Origin of the sequence: Sphingomonas sp. NPDC079357 (assembly GCF_044901155.1) — a bacterium.
GTDB lineage: Bacteria > Pseudomonadota > Alphaproteobacteria > Sphingomonadales > Sphingomonadaceae > Sphingomonas.
In genome coordinates this window covers 1-17,916 of sequence record NZ_JBJDOM010000007.1, presented here as the reverse complement: position 1 = coordinate 17,916, position 17,916 = coordinate 1, and the positions used below count along the sequence as shown (strand labels likewise).

Below are 17,916 nucleotides of genomic sequence, written 5' to 3'. Positions count from 1 at the left end.
CGGCCGAAAGTGGCTCTGTGCGCTGGCAGCGCCAGCGAGATCGCCACGAACTCCGAGCGTGGGATATCGGTGATCCGGTGATCACCGATATGATCGAGACTCAGCGGGCTGGCGCGCCCTGCGCGGGAGGCAGGGCGGTGATGTCGGATGAGTCAGCCCAGAGATTTATCCCGCCGTCCTCGGCCGCCTTGTCGATCGCGGCGAGGTCGCCAGCCGAAAAGTCGAGCGCCTTGACCGCGTCGAGCGAATCGTCGAGCTGCTCGACGGTGCGCGCGCCGATCAGTGCGGAGGTAACGCGCGAATCGCGCAGAACCCACGCGATCGCCATCTGCGCCAGCGTCTGCCCGCGCCCCGCCGCGATGTCGTTGAGCGCCCGGATCGCCGCGAGGTTCTGATCGGTCAGCATCCCCTGCGACAGCGAGCCGCCGCGGCCGGCGCGTGCGCCCTGCGGGATGCCGTGCAGATATTTGTCGGTCAGCATGCCCTGGGCCAGCGGCGAGAAGGCGATGCAGCCGGTGCCAAGGTCCTCCAGCGTGTCGAGCAGCTCGCGCTCGATCCAGCGGTTGAGGATCGAATAGCTCGGCTGGTGGATGAACAGCGGGACCTTCTCCTCGGCGAGGATCTGCGCGGCCTTGCGGGTCAGCCCTGGATCATAGGAGGAGATGCCGACGTACAGTGCCTTGCCCTGCCGGTGGAGCTGGACCAGGGCGCCCATTGTCTCTTCCAGCGGGGTCGCCGGATCGACGCGGTGCGAATAGAAGATGTCGACATAGTCGAGCCCCATTCGCTTCAGGCTCTGATCGCAGCTGGCGATCAGATATTTGCGTGACGAGCCGATGTCGCCGTAGGGGCCGGGCCACATGTCCCAGCCCGCCTTGGTCGAGATCACGAGTTCGTCGCGGTGCGCGCGCAGATCGGCGGCGAGCACGCGACCGAAATTCTCCTCCGCCGATCCGTAGGGCGGCCCGTAATTGTTGGCGAGATCGAAATGGGTGACGCCACGATCGAACGCGCGGCGCAGGATCGCACGACCGGTTTCGAACACGTCCGCGCCGCCGAAATTCTGCCACAGGCCCAGGCTGATCGCGGGCAGCCGCAGCCCGCTGCGCCCGGTGCGGCGATAGGGCATCCGGCCGTCATAGCGGTCGGGAGAGGCGGCATAAGGCGGGTCGAACGGCATGGATGCTCCTTTTCAACAGCTTAACGCATGGCGGCGCGCGCGTTTCAACCAAGGCGTGTTAACCGTGCGCGGCGGATGTCGCGAGTTGTGCGTACCAATCGGCATAGCCCGTGTTGCGCGCCAGGCGACGGTTGAGGTCGGGCGTGCCGTCGGTCCACCAAACCGGGCCGCGCTCGCCGAGCGCGACTTTGGCCGCGTCGACGCGCGAACGGGCGGCGCGGCGTGCGACGGGATCATCGCGGCGTAGCGCGCTCTGCACCGCACGGCGCGCAGCCATCAGTTCCACCACGAGCGCCTGCCGCGTGTCCTGCGACAGCGCGGGGTTGCTCATGCGCCACAAGCGCCCCCGCACCACCATGTAGCGGCCATCTGGCGTGGTCGGTGGATTTCCCTCTGTCATGCCTGCTGCCTCGTTCCGACCAACAGGAGCCGGACGATCCGAGGGCGTGGTCGTTCCGACCGGCGCGATCAGGCGAGCGGGGCGGTCGGGGAAGCAAGCGCCGAGATGATCGTGGGCAGGAGATGCGCGACGACCAGCTCGATCGCGCGCGCGTTGGGGTGGAGGCCGTCTGGCAGGGTCAGCTGAGGGTGACCCATGACGCCGGGCGGGAAGAACGGGGCGTGATCGGCGCCATGGCGCGCCGCGAGATCGGCATACATGCCGTCATATGACGGGGCATGGGCGCGCAGGAACGGCGGCACCTCGAAAGTGGTCAGGAAGATCGTGATGCCGCAAGACGTCAACGTGCCGAGGATCTCGTCGAGGTTCGCCTTGGTGCGCGCCGGGGCGACAAAGCGCAGCAGGTCGTTCGCGCCCAGCTCGACGATGGCGAGATCGGGCTTGCGCTTCAGGCCGCTCAGCACACGTGGCAGGCGGCGGAGCGCGTCCGCGGTCGTGTCCCCCGACACGCCGGCATTCAGCACCGTCGCATCGGGGTGACGGTCGCGCAGCGCCTGTTGCAGCTTCGCTGCAAATGAGTCGCGTGTCGGCAGGCCGTAGCCGGCAGTCAAGCTGTCGCCGAGCGCAAGAACGTGAAGTGTAGAGCAGGCGGGCATCGCGCGTATATATGACCGCCGCCGCAAAGATCAGCCCGCCGCCGCAGGCATCATGCGTCAGATCTGCAAAGCACCGACCTCTCACGGAGGAAACGGGATTACGCAGGCGTGCGTGTCAATCCGTTTGAAGTGGCGTGTTTGCGTCAGTGAGAGCATTGTCGATCAACGTTTCCATCGCGCGTCTGGCAGCCTCGCCATCACCCGCGATCAGTGCCCTAAATACTGCGTGATGGTCGGGCATCGGATCGCGCATCTGCCGCCGCTGGTCGCGCGAGAAGCGCGTAGTCCACTCGACAGCTGCCGCAATCGAGTTGGACAACGTCAGCAGCGGCTCGTTGCGCGTCGCGTCGAGCACCGCGAGGTGGAACGCCTGGTCGGCGGCGCGGCCCTCGGCGGTCAGCAGCCCGTGCCGCTCCATCTCCTGCAACGAATGGCCCATCCGCGCGAGCTGCCGTTCGTCGCGCCGCTGCGCGGCCAGCGCGGCGGCGGAGGGCTCGACGATCCGACGCAGTTCGAAGATGCCGTCGATGAAGTCGCGGGTCGCGCCGCCCTCGAACATCCAGCCGAGCACCTCGATGTCGAGCATGCTCCATTTCGCGCGCTCGTTGACGCGCGTCGCGCTCTTGAGCCGCTGCTGGACGAGTCCCTTGGCGGCGAGCACCTTCAGCGCCTCACGATAGGCGCCGCGTGACACGTTGTTCTCGGCGCTGAACCGCTCCTCGCTGACCAAGGCGGTGCCCGGTGCGAGTCGCCCGGTGACGATCGCCACGCCGAGATCGTGCGCGATCCCGCCACGGATGTCGTCGGGACGGACGGAGGCGGGCGGCGCGATCATCGTTTCACCATGCTCGACCACCCCATCGACCGTCAAGCATTCTGACCCGCAATGTGGTATGACGAGATTAGCCAACATCCTCACATACAATCTTCGTCACGACCACATCTTGCCAATCTCGTCGTACTAGATTAAGCCAACCTCATAAGCGGTCAAACCGCAATCAAAGGGAGAGGATCATGGCGGCAAGGCGGTTCCGGCACGCAACATGCGCGTCCGCGCTCGGGTTGGTACTGACGGCGCTGTCGCCAGCCGGCGCGCAACAGGCGGCCGATCCGCTCGCCGGCGTCCCGCCGACCGAGACGCCGCAGCCGGGGCAGACCGGCGGCCGTCCGGATCAGGCCGGGACCGATCAGTCCGCGGACGCCGGGGCGGCGGAGGACATCGTCATCACCGGCGTGCGCGCGAGCCTGTCGTCGGCACAGTCGATCAAGCGCAACGCCAAGCAGATCGTCGACTCGGTGGTTGCCGAGGACATCGGCAAGCTGCCCGACAACAATGTCGTCGAGGCGCTCCAGCGCGTGCCGGGCATTCAGGTGTCGCCCCGCGCGCGTGGCGAATCCGCGACGGTGCTGATCCGCGGGCTGCCGGACGTCGTGACGGTGGTCAACGGACGCAACATCTTCTCGACCACCGGGCGCTCGCTGTCGCTCGCCGACGTGCCCGCCGATCTGGTCGCCGGGGTTGACGTCTACAAGTCGCGTGCCGCCGACCAGATCGAGGGCGGGATCGCCGGGCTCATCAACGTCCGCACGCGCCGCCCGTTCGACTTCAAGGGCGCCGAGGTCGCGGTCGCCGCGCGGCAGGTGTACAGCGAGCAGCCCGATACGATCGATCCCTATGCGAGCCTGTTGCTCAGCAACCGCTGGTCGACCGGGATCGGCGAACTCGGCGCGCTGGTCAGCGTGTCGTTCCACCAGACCCGCTACCGCGACGAGACGATCTACGGCGGCGGGTTCTTCGGCTACAATCTCGACAACACGCGCGCGCCATACACGCCGGGCTTCCCGCTCGATCCGCGCGGCACCAGTGCGTCGGAGCCGCGCGTGTTCCGCACCGACGTGATCGGCGCGATCGACCGGATCGGCAAGCGCGAGCGCCCGGCGGTCAACGGATCTTTGCAATGGCGCCCCGATCCGCGGCTGACGATCACCGCCGACGGGCTGTTCTACGGCTTCCGTGATCGCGGGAACAGCAACCAGAATTTCACCTCGCTGGAAGGACGGCTGGCCGCGCCGCTGACCTTCAAGGGCGATACCAAGCTGGTCGATCGGATCAGCACATTGGGCAGCCGGGTCGCGGTGTTCGGGGCGGTGAACGACAATGTCGCGGATCGCTACCAGGGGGCGCTGTCCGCCGAATGGCTCGCCGACGGCTGGCGCGTCTATACCGAGGGATCGTACACGCGCTCGGTGGCGACCGATCGGGTCGCCTCGGTCGACGTCGATTTCATCGCGCGGCAGACCAATGGCTTCTTCAATTTCGAGGGCAGCGGGACACCGCGCTTCGAGCTGCCGTTCGACGATATCGCCGATCCGTCGCGCTATTTCCTGTCGCGGCTCAACACGCAGCGCACCGAGGGCAAGGGCGAGGAACTGACCTTCCGCAGCGACATCGCCTATACCGAGCCGCTCGGCGTGTTCACCGAGCTGGCGGCGGGCGCGCGCATCAACCGGCGCAACGCGGGCTCGCAGGCGTTCAACCAGATCCTCAACTGCTCCGCGACCGGCGCCTTGCGCTGCTACACCGCGCGCGCGGTCGACGTGCCCGGGTTGATGACGACGACGCCCGGCGACTTCTACGACGGCGTGCGGCCGTTCGTCCGGCAATGGGCGTCGCCGTCGACACAAGGCGTGCTCGACAATGTTGGCTTGTTGCGCCAGCGGTTCGGCGCCGCGCCGGGCGATCCGGGCTTCCAGCAGACCCTGGGCTTCAACATCGTCGAGAAGAGCTATGCCGGCTATGTCCAGGCCAGCTTTGAGGTCGGGCGGCTCGACGGCCAGATGGGCGTGCGCGTTGTCAAGAACGACATCACCTCCAACGCGTCGCGCGCGGTGCGCGGCGTCGTGACGCCGATCACGATCAGCAGCGACGGCGTCGACGTGCTGCCCAGCATCACCGCGCGCTACAAGCTGCGCGACAATCTGTTCCTGCGCGCCTCGGCGAGCAGCACGATCACGCGCCCGAGCTTCGCACAGCTCAATCCCGCACTGACGCTCACCCCGCCGGTACCCGGCCAGCAGCCATTCGGGCGCGGCACCAGCGGCAATGCCGAGCTGAAGCCGGTCCGCTCGACCAACTTCGACCTTGCCGCCGAATGGTATATCGACCGGTCCAGCTCGATCACCGCGACCGTGTTCCGCCGGTCGGTGACCGGCTTCATCCAGTCGGTGACCAGCAACGTGCAGATCGACTATCTCGGCACCGACAACGGCACCTATCAGGTGGTCAGCCCGCAGAATTCCGGGTCGGGCAGGCTGACAGGGATCGAGGGTGGCTTCACCTATTTCCCGCGCTTCCTCGACGGATTCGGGGTCAGCGCCAACGGCACCTATATTGACGGCGTCAACCGCGCCTTCTCGCCGCTGCCCGGCCGGACGGGGTTCCTCGAGATCCCGTTCGAGAACGTCTCGAAATTCTCGGCGACCGCGACGCTGATCTACGAGAAGAACGGCCTTTCGACGCGCGCCTCCTACGTCTGGCGCGACTCGTACAATGCCGGTCTGCACTTCACCGGGGTCAATCCGAACGGGATCACCAACGGCGCGATCAACAACCTCGACGTCTCGATCGCCTACGATCTGAACCCGAAGTTCACGGTGGTGTTCGACGCCACCAACATCCTGCGCGACCTGTACCAGACGTCGTTCACCGATCCAGCGCTCTATCCGCGTGATACCGTGCTTTATTCCCGTATGTTCGCGGTCGGCATCCGTGCGCGCCTGTAATTCACACGACAAGAGAGGATCCCCGATGCGCCCCTATCGCCATCTGCTCGCCCCGTTGCTGTTCGCGGGCACATTGCTGGCCGCGCCGGTCCACGCGCAGTCGCCCGCCGCCGCGCGCCCGGTGCGGATCACGGTCGACACCACGCAGACCATCGGCAAGCTGCCGCCGATCTGGCGCTTCTTCGGCGCCGACGAGCCCAATTATGCGACGATGAAGGACGGCAAAAAGCTGATCACCGAACTCGGCAAGCTGAAGCGCGGCGACATCTATTTCCGCGCGCACAACCTTCTCAACACCGGCGACGGCACCGCCGCGTTCAAATGGGGCAGCACCGACATCTACAACGAGACCCCGGACGGCAAGCCGATCTACAACTGGACCAACGTCGACCGGATCATCGACACCTACCGCGCCGCGGGGATCCACCCGTATCTGCAGATCGGCTTCATGCCCGAGGCGCTGTCGTCCGCGCCCGCCGGCACGCCCTATCGCCACGACTGGCGGCCGGGGTTCGACTATAAACGGATCATGTCCGGCTGGGCGTATCCGCCCAAGGATTATGACAAGTGGCGCGAGCTGATCTTCCAGTGGGCCAAGCACAATGTCGAGCGCTACGGCCGCGCCGAGGTCGAGCGCTGGTATTTCGAGATCTGGAACGAGGCGAACGGCTGGTACTGGAAAGCCAGCCACGACGAATTCTACAAGATGCACGATTATGCAGTCGACGGCATCCGCCGCGCGCTGCCAACCGCCCGGGTCGGCGGCCCCGATGCCGCCGGGGCGGGCGGGGCATTCATGGACGGCTTTCTCCAGCACGTCACCGCCGGGCGTAACTATGCCACCGGGCAGATCGGGACGCCGACCGACTTTCTCGCCTTCCACGCCAAGGGCCGCCCGACCTTCGTCGACGGCCATGTGCGGATGGGGATCGCGCAACAGCTGAAGGAGGCCAATGACGGCTTCACCAAGACGCTTTCGAACCCGGCGCTGGCCGGCAAGCCGGTGGTGATCGGCGAGAGCGATCCGGAGGGCTGCGCCGCCTGCCCGGGGCCGGCGAACGCCTATCGCAACGGCACGATGTATTCGAGCTATACCGCCGCCAGCTTCGCGCGGATGTGGGAGCTGGCGGCGCGGCGCAAGGTCAACCTCGACGGCGCGCTGACCTGGGCATTTGAGTTCGAGGACCAGCCGTGGTTCGCCGGCTATCGCCAGCTGTCGTCGAACGGCGTCGACCTCCCGGTGCTCAACGTCTTCCGGATGTTCGCGCAGCTCGGCGCCGACCGGCTCGCGGCGACCAGCGACGCGCAGCTGCCGCTCGACACCGTGATGCGCGACGGCGTGCGCGCCGCGGCGGATGTCGGCACGATCGCGACGCGCACCGCCGATGGCAAGGTGGCGGTGCTGGTCTGGCATTATCATGACGACGACGTGCCGGGCGCGGACGCCGCGGTGACGCTGGCGCTGCGCGGCGTGAAGCGCGGGGCAGGCGCGCGCGCGACGGTGTGGCGCGTCGACGGCGACCATGCCAACGCCTTCACCGCGTGGAAGAAGATGGGGTCGCCGATCGCGCCCGACGATGCGCAATATGTCCAGCTCGAACAGGCGTCGGTGATGCAGCCGCAGCCGCTGGCGCTGACCGGCGCGGCGGGCGGTGCCACCACCGCCACGCTGGAGGTGCCGCGGCAGGGGGTGGCGCTGGTCGTGATCGATGGCCAGTAGCGCGCCGGCGGCGCGCGGCGGCTGGGGGATCGCCTTCGTCGTCGCGGTCGCGATCGCGATCAGCTATCTCGACCGCCAGACGCTGCCGTGGGCGATCGCCAGCATCCAGCGCGACATCCCGATCGGCAACCAGACCAAGGCGCTGCTCGATTCGGCGTTTCTGGCCACCTACGGGCTGATGTATCTGGGCGGTGGCTGGCTGCTCGACCGCGTCGGGACGCGGCGCGGCTTCGTCGCGATCATGGCGTTCTGGTCGCTGGCCTGCGCCAGCCACGGCGTGGCCGGCGGGGTCGCGGCGCTGATCGTCAGCCGACTGTTGCTGGGGATGGGGGAGGGCGGAGGCTTCCCGGCCGCGACGCGCGCCGTGGCGGAGCGCTTCGCGCCCGAGCGGCGGGCGACTGCGCTGGGCATCATCAACGCCGGCACCTCGGTCGGGGCGGTGCTCGCGCCGCCGCTGATCGCGCTGCTGCTCACGCATGCCGACTGGCTGGGGCTGGCGAGCTGGCGCTGGGTGTTCTTCGTCACCGGCGCCCTCGGGCTGGCTTGGGCGCTGTGGTGGGCGGTGGTCTACCGTGATCCGCCGACGGCACAGGCGATGGCGGTGGGCGCGTCCGCCGGGCCCGGCGTGCGTGCGCTGCTGGCGCGGCGCGCGGTGCTGGGGGTCGTCGGTGCCAAGTTCCTGAGCGACGGCGCGTGGTATTTCTACCTGTTCTGGCTGCCCAAATATCTGTTCGAGGCGCACGCCTTCGACCTCAAACAGGCCGCGACGATCGGCTGGATCCCCTATGCCGCGGCCGGGGTCGGCAGCGTCGCGGCCGGCGGGCTGTCGAGCCGGCTGCTGGCGCGTGGCGCGTCGGTGAACGCCGCGCGCAAGATCGCGCTCGGCGCCTGCGCGGCCTGTATGCCGTGGGTGATGTTCGTGCCGCACGCGCCATCGATCGGCTGGGTGATCGCGCTGTTCAGCCTCGCCTTCTTCGGCCAGCAGGGCTGGTCGACGCTGGTGATGACGCTGCCCACCGACCTGATCCCGCGCGCGGCGCTCGGCCGGCTCGCCGGGCTGGTCGGGATGGGCGGCGCGTTCGGCGGGATCGTCATGGGGCAGGCGGCGGGCTGGGCGCTCGATCACGGGCTTGGCTACGCCCCGGTGCTCGCCACCGCCGCCTCGCTTCACCTGCTCGCCTTTGCGCTCATCTGCCTCGCCGTCCCGCGCATCGCGCGGCTCGATTTCAGTTCCGGTTCCAGGGGAGTCCTGTCGTGAAGATCACCGAAGTCCGTACCCGCGTCGTGCAATGGAAGGGGCAGACGCAGGCGCTGCCGCCGCATTTCTGCACCAACCCGATGGATGCCGTTTCGCCGATGCTGTCGCGCGAGACGATGGGCAGCTTTACGTTCCACGGCTGGCTGATCGTCGAGGTGTTCACCGACAAAGGACTGGTCGGGATCGGCAATGCGGCGCTCGCCCCGATGGCCGCCAAGGCGCTGATCGACGGCGCGCTGGCGCCGCTGATCCTCGGCCACGATCCGTGGGACACCGAATTCCTGTGGCAGCACATGTACCGCAAGACGATGGCGTTCGGGCGCAAGGGCGTGGTGATGGCGGCGATCTCCGCGATCGACATCGCCTTGTGGGACCTGATGGGCAAGGATGCGCGCCAGCCGTGCTTCCGCCTAATGGGCGGGCGTACCCGTCCGCGCATCCCGGTCTATGCCAGCCGGCTCTATTCGGTCCCACTCGACGAGCTGGCCGCGGAGGCGACACGCTACAAGGCGCAGGGGTTCAGGGCGATGAAGCTGCGCTTCGGCTGGGGCCCCGACGATGGCGCGGCCGGCATGGCACGCAACGTCGCGCTGCTGCGCACCGTGCGCGACGCGGTCGGCGACGAGATCGACGTCATGGCCGACGCCTATATGGGCTGGAGCCTCGACTATGCGAAGCGGATGATGCGGCTGATCGAGCCTTACAACCTGCGCTGGCTGGAAGAGGCGATCATCCCCGACGACATCCACGGCTATCACGAGCTGCGCCGCTTCGGCACGACGCCGATCGCGGCGGGCGAGCATGAGTTCACCAGCTACGGCTTCCGGCAGCTGATCGAGGCGCGGGCGCTCGACTATATCCAGTTCGACACCAACCGTGTCGGCGGGCTGACCGCGGCGCGCAAGATCCAGGCGCTGGCGGAGGCGCATTCGATCCCGGTCGTCCCGCACGCCGGGCAGATGCACAATTACCATGTCGTGATGGCCAGCCTGAATTCGCCGATCGCGGAATATTTTCCCAAGGTTGACGTCGAGGTCGGCAACGAGCTGTTCTGGTATGTCTTCAAGGGCGAACCGGTCGCCGAGGACGGCTATGTCTCGCTCAGCGACGACGTGCCGGGTCTCGGGCTGGAGATCGACGAAGCGGCGCTGGCCAATTTCGAGGTGACGGCATGACGAACGGGAAGATCGCGTTTCTGGGGCTGGGAACGATGGGCGCGGGCATGGCGCGCCGGCTGGTGGCAGCGGGGTTCGACGTGGCGGTCTGGAACCGCTCGCCGGCGAAGGCGGCGCCGCTCGCTGCGGCCGGCGCGCGCGTCGCCGACACGCCCGCCGCGGCGGCTGCGGGCGCGGGGATCGTGGTCGCGATGCTCGCCGACGATCCGGCCTCGCGCAGCGCGTGGCTCGGCGCGGACGGCGCGCTGGCCGCAATGACGCCCGGCGCGGTGGCGGTGGAGTCGAGCACATTGACCATCGAATGGGTCCGCACGCTCGGTGCCGAAGCCGCCGCAGCGGGCATCCGGTTGCTCGACGCACCGGTCAGCGGCAGCCGGCAGCAGGCCGAGGAGGGCAGCCTGCGCTTCCTGGTCGGCGGCGACGCCGACGCGCTGGAGCAGGCGCGCGCCGCGCTGGAGGCGATGGGCAGCGAGATCGTTCACCTCGGCGCGTCCGGCAGCGGAGCGGTGTTCAAGCTGATCAACAACTTCCTGTGCGGCGTCCAGGTCGCCAGCCTCGCCGAGGCGGTGGTGATGGTCGAGCGCAGCGGGATGGACGCCGCGCGGATCGTGCCGCTACTGATCGCGGGCGCGCCGGGCAGCCCAATCGCGAAGCTGATCGCGCCGCGGATGCTCGAGCGTGACTATGACCCGCGCTTCTTCCTGCCGCTGATGGCGAAGGACCTCGGCTATGCCGAGGCGGCGTTCGCCGCGCAGGGGCTCGACCTGCCAAGTGCCGCGGTGGCGCGCGCGCGCTTTGAAGCGGCGGCCGATGATCATGCCGGCGACGACATGGCGGCGGTGGTCGAGGGCGTGCGCCGCGCATGATCCGCGCCGCGCTGCGACGGGGCGCGTGGCTGGCGGCGCTGGTGCTCGCCGGCCCGGCGATCGCAGCCGAGGCGCGCTGGCTGTCGGACGGGGATCGCGATAATCAATTCGATCGGCAACCTCGGCGGTTATCTTGGGCCCTTCGTGATGGGACTGGTAAAGAGCCAAACCGGGCGCACGACTGGCGGCCTCTATGTTCTCGCCGCGTCTCTTGCCGTCCCGGGCCGCCCGATCCTGTAAGGTCCCGATCGCCTTGCGAGCAACTCCCCCTTCCAGCTCAATCGCACTAGCCCTGCTTGCAACAGCCCGTCGATCGCAGCGTGGACCTGAGGCATCGCTTCGCGCCAGTCCGGTGCAATTGCTCGCGCGATTTCACTTGGGCAAATCGTTGCATCGGGTGCTCGAGACGCAAGCATGGGCAGCGTCACGGTTCTTGGGTCGCTCATCCGCTTTTGCTCATGCCCCGTCGTTCCCCCGCCGCGCATTGTCTCAGTCGCTCTTCGTCAGCACGAACGCGATGAGGAAACCGATGACGGCAATCAGCCCCGAATAGTCGTGTGTCGCCTCGGTCGCCTCCGGGATCATGGTGTCGACCAACATCGCAAGGATGGCACCCGCCGCAACCGCCGTGACGCCTGCGATCAGATCCGGGCTACTGCCCGCCAAAGCGACATTTCCGACCATGGCGGCGATGGCGGACGCGACAGCTATCCCGCCCCATACGCCGAAGACATAGGCCGGCGAGCGCCCGGCCGCCTTCATACCTGCGGCACTCGACAGCCCCTCCGGGACGTTCGACAAGAAAACCGCGGCAACCGTCACCGCGCTCACGCCAGCGCCGCTCAGCAAACTGACGCCGATCACGACCGACTCTGGTATACCGTCGAGCAACGCGCCGATCGCGATTCCCGCACCGGAGTCGCTCCTTGCGTCGGGTTGGCTCTCCTGTGGGTTTGATCCGGAGCGCTTGCGATGCTTCGCGCCGCGTCTGGACACGATGATGTTCGCCGCAGTGTAAATGACCGCGCCGCCGAGGAACCCCGTTGCGGTGGAGTCGAACCCGCCTTGATGGAAAGCCTCATCCATCAGGTCGAAGGCGACCGCCGAGATCAGAACGCCCGCGCCGATCGCCATGATGGAAGCGATCAGACGCTGCGGCAGGGTGGCGAACCAGGCAATAGCAGCGCCGAGTATCAACGCGGATCCACCGACGAGCCCCCAGAACCCGGCCTCCCAAACTCCTGACATCGCGCGTCTCCCTTGCGGCTCAGGTAACGTGGATGGGAAGATGGCGCATCCCCTAGTAAAAAGGCGCGATGCTTCCGATCTTTCCCTCACGCGCGCCACGCTCCATGATCGCAGGACCGCCATGATCGCTTTGCTTATCCAAGTCGCGCTCGCGGCCCAGTGCACCCCGGCGGATTACCTCTGCAATTTGGGTCGCGCGCCCACTTACAGCGAGCAAGAGGCGGGCCGCATGGCAGCTCAGCGTCAGCAAGCGGAGCGGGAGCTCATCGAACGGCAGGCTACCGCCACGAGGTCCGCGATTTACAGCCAGGCCGAGGCTGCGCGCGCGCTCCCGAACAGGGTGGACAGCCTCATCGCTGACGATCGCTGTGACGCTGCCGCTGATACGACTCTCATTGGCGGCAATGCAGGCATGGCTCAACAGGTCCGCACGCGCTGCAGGCCATGACGGCTCCGTTACCACGCCCGGCGTCGCGTTGAGCCATCGCGGCGCGAGAAGCTGCGCCTCACGCGTGTCCACGCCTGAATAAGGAGGGTGGCATGCGGGACATCCGGACGCGGAGGCATTCAAGGCCGGGGTAGTACAATTATCCTGCGGGGAACGGCGGATAGGCTTGTGGCGAAATGTGAGAGCCCGGCGATCCCGACACGACAACGGCATAAAGGGCATTGCCGACCGAAGTTCGAGCGCCAATTTCAATGACAAGTTGAGCCGCGACCATCACCGCGATGCCCCAGAACCACGCTCGATGAACCGTTTGATCACGCCGCCAGTCGATGAGGACGCCGGCAAATGGGAAAACGAGCATCGCAGCGAAGATGCTTGGGCCTGTATAGGGAATCAGGAGGGGCGCCGGAAGCAGTCGTCCGAGTGCTGGCCCCATGATCATGGCCATTCCGCATAGATGCAGTCGCTTGTGCCAATCGGTTCGTCGCCGGAGCACGATCGCCCAGGTCGACAATCCGGCGAATGTCAGGACCCCGACTGGGTTCATGATAAGGAAGTAAGCCGGCTGGAAGAAGAAGGGCGCATGGCCCGAGCGCACCATGCGGACTGAACCGCTCCGGGTTTGTCGGAGGCTGCAACATTATCGCCGGACATTTCAGCACGACGTGCAACTTGCGAAGCAGTGCCGTTCCCATCATCCTGTCGTGGCCCAGCTTCGTCGCCAGCACCGCCGCGGTCAGCATCAACCAACCGGCCTATCCGGCATCGACCAATATCCTCAGTGCGCGCCAGGCCACCGCGACGACCGATGGTGCTCATGCCGGCTGCAGGTCGTTCGTCACGATTTCGCTCACAATGCCGTCGGCGATCCGAATTACGCGGGTAGCTCCCGCTGCGGCCCCACCGCGATACGGGTTATAGGCAGCGCGCGTATCACATCCATCACCGCCTGCTCTGCCGCCGGCTCGGTTCGTCAACTCGGCGCCGGAGCCGCGGCCCGGTTACGCTCAGCATTTCGGCGAGCCCGGGTTGATGGTGTTCGCCGCTGAGGTGGGGCTGTCGATCATCTGGTTGGTGCCGCTGTAAGAGCGGCCAGCCCGATGCAGTCCAGCAGCCTATGCAGGCGACGATCCAAACGGCGATGTACAATCGCCCGTCGACGTAGGGCAGCGCGGCATAGGCGTTGAAGAGCCAGATGAACAAGGCGGCGAACAGGAGGATCCGCTTCCAGGTGAGGCGATCGGTGATCCGCCGCAGGCTCCGCTCGACGTCTTCAAGAGACTGCGGACGGTTGTCGCGTTCGATTGGCTGCACGGCGCTGTCCTCCATCATCGTCAACGTCGTAGCGTGGCAGTTTTCATGAAACCCGCAGCGAGCGATCTACCCTCGCGAGCTATAATTGATGGTCATTCGCGAATTTGGCTAGCGATGCTGGCGGCGCGACATGCCTGGGTAGGTTAGGCGGTATCGATCATGAAAGCGGATAAGATATCGTCGCGCTGCTGCTTCGACAGGGTGATCGTCGGCGGAGGAGACGTGGCTGGCGTTGTAGATCGTCAAAAGGCGAGCAGCGGTCGAAAGTCAGCAGGCCAGGTGTCGCGCAGCGGCGCCTCAATCGCGGGCAGTGCCTCGTCAGGCGTAATTGTAGGCGCTCGCAATCGTAGCGGCGTCTGCTCGCCAACAGCACGATTTCCTGCTCACGCTCTCTGCCACTTCCGCATGGCACCGTCGGCGCTGCTCGCAATAGGATCTGCCTGCTCACATTATCGCTTCGGGCGGATGCCAAAGGCGGGTTCCTCTCACGAGCCGGATCGTCCCATTTCTCCGACTCCAACCTGCCATTTCGGGAATGGGCAATCGGGAACATATTTTGGGAAAGCGGCTATCCCCTACTATCCAGCACGCCTTGCGACCGTCAGCCGTCCCGACCACCCTTCCTAATCGGGGATATCGTCAAAGCACCGCAACCGCCGTGCCGAGTATCTCGACGCGTGGTGGCAGGTGGTCGACAGGAAGGCAGTGTCCAATCGCTACGCAGTGCTATTGCACGGCGGTCCAGCGTGCGCCCGTTCAGGCGCGCGCCACCCAACCGCGCCAAGTGAAGGCGGCATAGAATAGCTCGACCTCACTGAAGCCGGCGTCCCGCAGACACGTCGCGTCATCCTGCGGCGTCAGCAGGGCGAGGCTTGCAGCGACCGCTTGGCGCGCTTGTTCGGTCTGGGCTGGATCGGCACCCGAGGCGACCGCATAGGCCGCATAGCGTTTCAGCCAGCGGGTGCGGGCGGGTTCGTCCTGCGGAAAGCTCGAATGGACGACCACCAGCGGTGCGCCCGACGCCATCCGTCGATGCATCTCGCGCAGCGTCCGCACACGTTCGTCGCGGTCTAGGAAATGGAGCGTAAGGAGACAGGTGGCGGCGTCGAACGGGCCAATGGGCGCGTCGCCGATATAGCCTTCGACCAGATCGGTGCGACCGGCATCCTTGCCCAATGCCCGGCGTGCCAGATCCAGCATCGGGCCGGCGGGATCGACACCGGTGAAGCGCCAGCCATCTTGCGGTTGCGCCAACGCCGCGAGTTCAAGGCCACCCCCTGCGCCCAGCACCAGCACATGCGCGTCAGCGGGCGCATGTTCGGCTAGCAGGATTGCCGTCATGCGGTGAACCGCGTCCAGGCCGGGGGTGAAGCGCCGAGGCCCGTCAGCATAGTGGGCGAGGCGTTCCGGGTCGGAGAACATGTCGAGGAAGATACGGTTGCTGTCTGGCATCAACTTTATCCGCTTTCAGATTTCGAGACGAAGTGACGCCCGGACCGTCCGGGGTGCGCCAGGATATATCCACAAGGCGCTGTACGAGCTGGCGGCATATCGTTGATCGAGCAAATTGTCGGCCTCGAGACGGAAGCGCACCCCCTCGACCAGCGGCGCTTCGATCGCCGCCTTTACCTTCACATATGCGGGCAGCACTACCGGATTGGCCGTGAGCGATCCCGCCCGATCACCGACATAGGCTACGCCCGCGCTCAACTGCCAGTCGCCACGGGTAGTAGAGATGCGATTGACCACCAGCAATGTGCCCGAGTGCTCCGGCACGTTCAGCACATCCGGTGTCGGAAACGCGGTGTCATCCGCCTTTGCATCGAGCCACGCATAATTCGCAACGATCTGCCAGCGATTGCCGAGCCGAGCCGAAGCGTCGAACTCGATCCCACGGCTGACGATGCTTCCAACGGGCGCAAGGAAGTTCGCATCAACCGGATCGGTCGTCAGGATGTCCTGCTTGCGGATGTCAAACCACGTCGCCGCCAGGTCGATACCGGGCAGCTTGGCCGCGACACCCACCTCGTAGCCGCGACCTTTTTCCGGGCCGAAGCCCTCCCCATTGCGATCGGTGCCGGTGTTCAGCGAGAAGTTCTCACCCCAATTTGCATGCACCGCCATCGCGTCCGTGACGCGGTAGCGTGCAGCAACGCGGAAGTTGACCGGCTCGTCAATGTTGCGACCGACACCGCCGGTATTGTTGTTGACAATCTTCTGCCGGTACGGATCGATCCGTGCGCCTCCAACCAGTGTCAGCCGGTCGGTGACGTCCCACATGTCCTGCACGTAGAAGGTGCCCGCCCAGCGGCTCTCGTCGTTGTTGGTGAAGGGGCGCAACGGAGCTGCGACCGAAGATCCATCGACGGGATTGTACAGGTCGATCGCGTAAGGATTGGCAGCCGAGGGGTTGATGCGCAACCAGCGCTCGCCATAGAAGAAACGATAGCCCTTCACGCCTGCGCTGACCCGGTGCCGCCCGATCTGTCCGGCGAGCTCTAAGCGCGCTGACAGGTCATCGACACTAAAGTCGCGCGACCGGCGCTGTCGCCACAAGGCGTTCCCGACGATGCGCGACTGGTCGGCAGACAGGCCTTTCAGCGTTCCCGTCCGCCAGACCACTCCGCTGTTCAGCGTCCAGCTTCCGCCGAGTTCCGCCAGACCGGTCACCTGGTGCTGGTCCTGTCGTGATCTGGTGATGCCGTTCGATGGTTCTCCGTAATAATTCGAGCGCGGCAATGCGTTGGCATCGCCGTCGATCGCCGGAATGCCGCGGTCGAACGGCGTGTCATACTGGCTGAACTCACCGGTGTAGGTGAGACGTAGCGCATCGCTCGGCTGCCAGGTCAGAGAGGGCGATACAACGCGCCGGCGCAGGGTGACGGTGTCGCGCCATCCATTACTGTCCTCACCTGCGACCACGATCCGGGCGGCCAGTGTCCGGCTCAACGGGCCGGTCGCGTCGAGTTCAACACGGCGCGTGTGGAACGAGCCATAACTGACCATCGCGTTTGCATGCGGCGTAAAGCGTGGCACTTTGGTCACGATGTTGACCCTGCCGCCGGGATCAACATCTCCGAACAGTGCCCCGGCCGGCCCTTTGAGAACCTCGACCCGTTCGGTCGTCGCAGGATCGCGCGGCGGTGCCATGCCGCGGTTGGCGAGGAAGCCATTTAAATAATATTCCGCGCCTCCGTCCGGGGTGCCGAGAAATCCACGAACGGCAAAATTGTCGATAACACCGCCACGATTATTCTGTTGGCTAAAGCCGCTGACGAGTTCGAGGGCGTCGCTTAGCCGGTACGCTCCCGCGGCATTCAGAATGTCGCGTTCGATCGATCGGCTTGATTGTGACATGCGCTCGGTGACGCGATCCGACGACAGCGTTCGATCGACGGTGTCGCGGGTGCCCAGCACGACGATCTCGTCTTCATCATCTTTCTCGGGTGCTTCCTGTGCGGCCACGGCAAAGGGCGCGAAACCAAGCGCAAACGTGAGGGCAACTGCGGACGTACGCAGTCGTGAACGAAGAGGCATGTAAGACATTGCTGCTCCGGAATGCCGCGCACGAACCGGCGCCGCTAGGGTTGCGATATGTTGCAACGTATCATAGAGCGATCCTGCTGCAACGCAACAGCATCTGAGTATCTACCTCTGGGGTTCAGAGGTATGCCATCGCCGGGCACACCGGATAGGCTGCCACTGGATTTCAGGAATTCCGAAGTGGAAGTCCTTTGCGCTTTAACATAGCTCACCTTTTCAGTCTCTTCCTGTGTAAGCGCTAAGTAGAAATGACACCGCTCCGCTAGATAGAAAAGGCACACAGTGCCAGCGGGTCGCCGGTGTCATGGCCATCCTCGGCAGCGAG

General features: G+C 66.0%; 15 protein-coding genes. 5 read left to right on the top strand and 10 right to left on the bottom strand.

Features of this window, described 5'->3' with window-relative positions; genetic code table 11:
- Positions 1-100 precede the first annotated feature (100 nt).
- The 4 genes from mgrA to ACI2JO_RS16715 form a co-directional block, all read right to left on the bottom strand.
- Complete coding sequence (gene mgrA, locus ACI2JO_RS16730) at positions 101-1,180, bottom strand: L-glyceraldehyde 3-phosphate reductase (protein WP_404721745.1); 1,080 nt, start codon at positions 1,178-1,180, stop codon at positions 101-103.
- 58 nt (positions 1,181-1,238) lie between these two features.
- Positions 1,239-1,580 carry a hypothetical protein gene (locus tag ACI2JO_RS16725; protein WP_404721744.1) on the bottom strand — a complete coding sequence of 114 codons (342 nt, stop codon included), beginning with the start codon at positions 1,578-1,580 and terminating at the stop codon, positions 1,239-1,241.
- Positions 1,581-1,648: 68 nt separating this feature from the next.
- Positions 1,649-2,236 carry an arylesterase gene (locus tag ACI2JO_RS16720; protein WP_404721743.1) on the bottom strand — a complete coding sequence of 196 codons (588 nt, stop codon included), beginning with the start codon at positions 2,234-2,236 and terminating at the stop codon, positions 1,649-1,651.
- 115 nt (positions 2,237-2,351) lie between these two features.
- Positions 2,352-3,107 (bottom strand): FadR/GntR family transcriptional regulator, encoded by a 756-nt coding sequence (locus ACI2JO_RS16715; protein ID WP_404721742.1) that lies wholly within the window; start codon positions 3,105-3,107, stop codon positions 2,352-2,354.
- 143 nt (positions 3,108-3,250) lie between these two features.
- Between ACI2JO_RS16715 and ACI2JO_RS16710 the strand changes: the two genes are divergently transcribed.
- From ACI2JO_RS16710 to ACI2JO_RS16690, 5 genes are read left to right on the top strand one after another with little or no spacing between them, the layout of a single operon-like run.
- On the top strand, positions 3,251-6,019 hold the full coding sequence (locus ACI2JO_RS16710) for a TonB-dependent receptor (RefSeq protein WP_404721741.1): 2,769 nt from the start codon (positions 3,251-3,253) through the stop codon (positions 6,017-6,019).
- A gap of 25 nt (positions 6,020-6,044) precedes the next feature.
- On the top strand, positions 6,045-7,739 hold the full coding sequence (locus tag ACI2JO_RS16705; RefSeq protein ID WP_404721740.1) for a beta-xylosidase: 1,695 nt from the start codon (positions 6,045-6,047) through the stop codon (positions 7,737-7,739).
- A complete protein-coding gene (locus tag ACI2JO_RS16700; RefSeq protein ID WP_404721739.1) occupies positions 7,729-8,997 on the top strand; it encodes an MFS transporter in 1,269 nt (422 codons plus the stop codon). The genes ACI2JO_RS16705 and ACI2JO_RS16700 overlap by 11 nt, the downstream gene beginning before the upstream one ends.
- Positions 8,994-10,172 carry an L-rhamnonate dehydratase gene (locus tag ACI2JO_RS16695; RefSeq protein WP_404721738.1) on the top strand — a complete coding sequence of 393 codons (1,179 nt, stop codon included), beginning with the start codon at positions 8,994-8,996 and terminating at the stop codon, positions 10,170-10,172. The genes ACI2JO_RS16700 and ACI2JO_RS16695 overlap by 4 nt, the downstream gene beginning before the upstream one ends.
- The gene (locus ACI2JO_RS16690; RefSeq protein WP_404721737.1) at positions 10,169-11,038 is read left to right on the top strand and encodes an NAD(P)-dependent oxidoreductase; all 870 of its coding nucleotides are present in this window, start codon (positions 10,169-10,171) and stop codon (positions 11,036-11,038) included. Before ACI2JO_RS16695 ends, ACI2JO_RS16690 begins: the two co-directional genes overlap by 4 nt.
- A gap of 191 nt (positions 11,039-11,229) precedes the next feature.
- Here the strand turns inward: ACI2JO_RS16690 and ACI2JO_RS16685 are convergent, their stop codons facing one another.
- From ACI2JO_RS16685 to ACI2JO_RS16660, 6 genes are all read right to left on the bottom strand, one after another.
- Positions 11,230-11,454 (bottom strand): DUF3253 domain-containing protein, encoded by a 225-nt coding sequence (locus ACI2JO_RS16685; protein ID WP_404721848.1) that lies wholly within the window; start codon positions 11,452-11,454, stop codon positions 11,230-11,232.
- 73 nt (positions 11,455-11,527) lie between these two features.
- A complete protein-coding gene (locus tag ACI2JO_RS16680) occupies positions 11,528-12,409 on the bottom strand; it encodes a ZIP family metal transporter (protein WP_404721736.1) in 882 nt (293 codons plus the stop codon).
- Between the two features lie 464 nt (positions 12,410-12,873).
- A complete protein-coding gene (locus ACI2JO_RS16675; RefSeq protein ID WP_404721735.1) occupies positions 12,874-13,335 on the bottom strand; it encodes a hypothetical protein in 462 nt (153 codons plus the stop codon).
- Between the two features lie 341 nt (positions 13,336-13,676).
- Complete coding sequence (locus ACI2JO_RS16670; RefSeq protein WP_404721734.1) at positions 13,677-14,066, bottom strand: hypothetical protein; 390 nt, start codon at positions 14,064-14,066, stop codon at positions 13,677-13,679.
- A 738-nt stretch (positions 14,067-14,804) separates the two neighbouring features.
- The gene (locus ACI2JO_RS16665; protein WP_404721733.1) at positions 14,805-15,500 is read right to left on the bottom strand and encodes a class I SAM-dependent methyltransferase; all 696 of its coding nucleotides are present in this window, start codon (positions 15,498-15,500) and stop codon (positions 14,805-14,807) included.
- 15 nt (positions 15,501-15,515) lie between these two features.
- A complete protein-coding gene (locus tag ACI2JO_RS16660) occupies positions 15,516-17,513 on the bottom strand; it encodes a TonB-dependent receptor (RefSeq protein WP_404721732.1) in 1,998 nt (665 codons plus the stop codon).
- Positions 17,514-17,916: the final 403 nt, after the last annotated feature.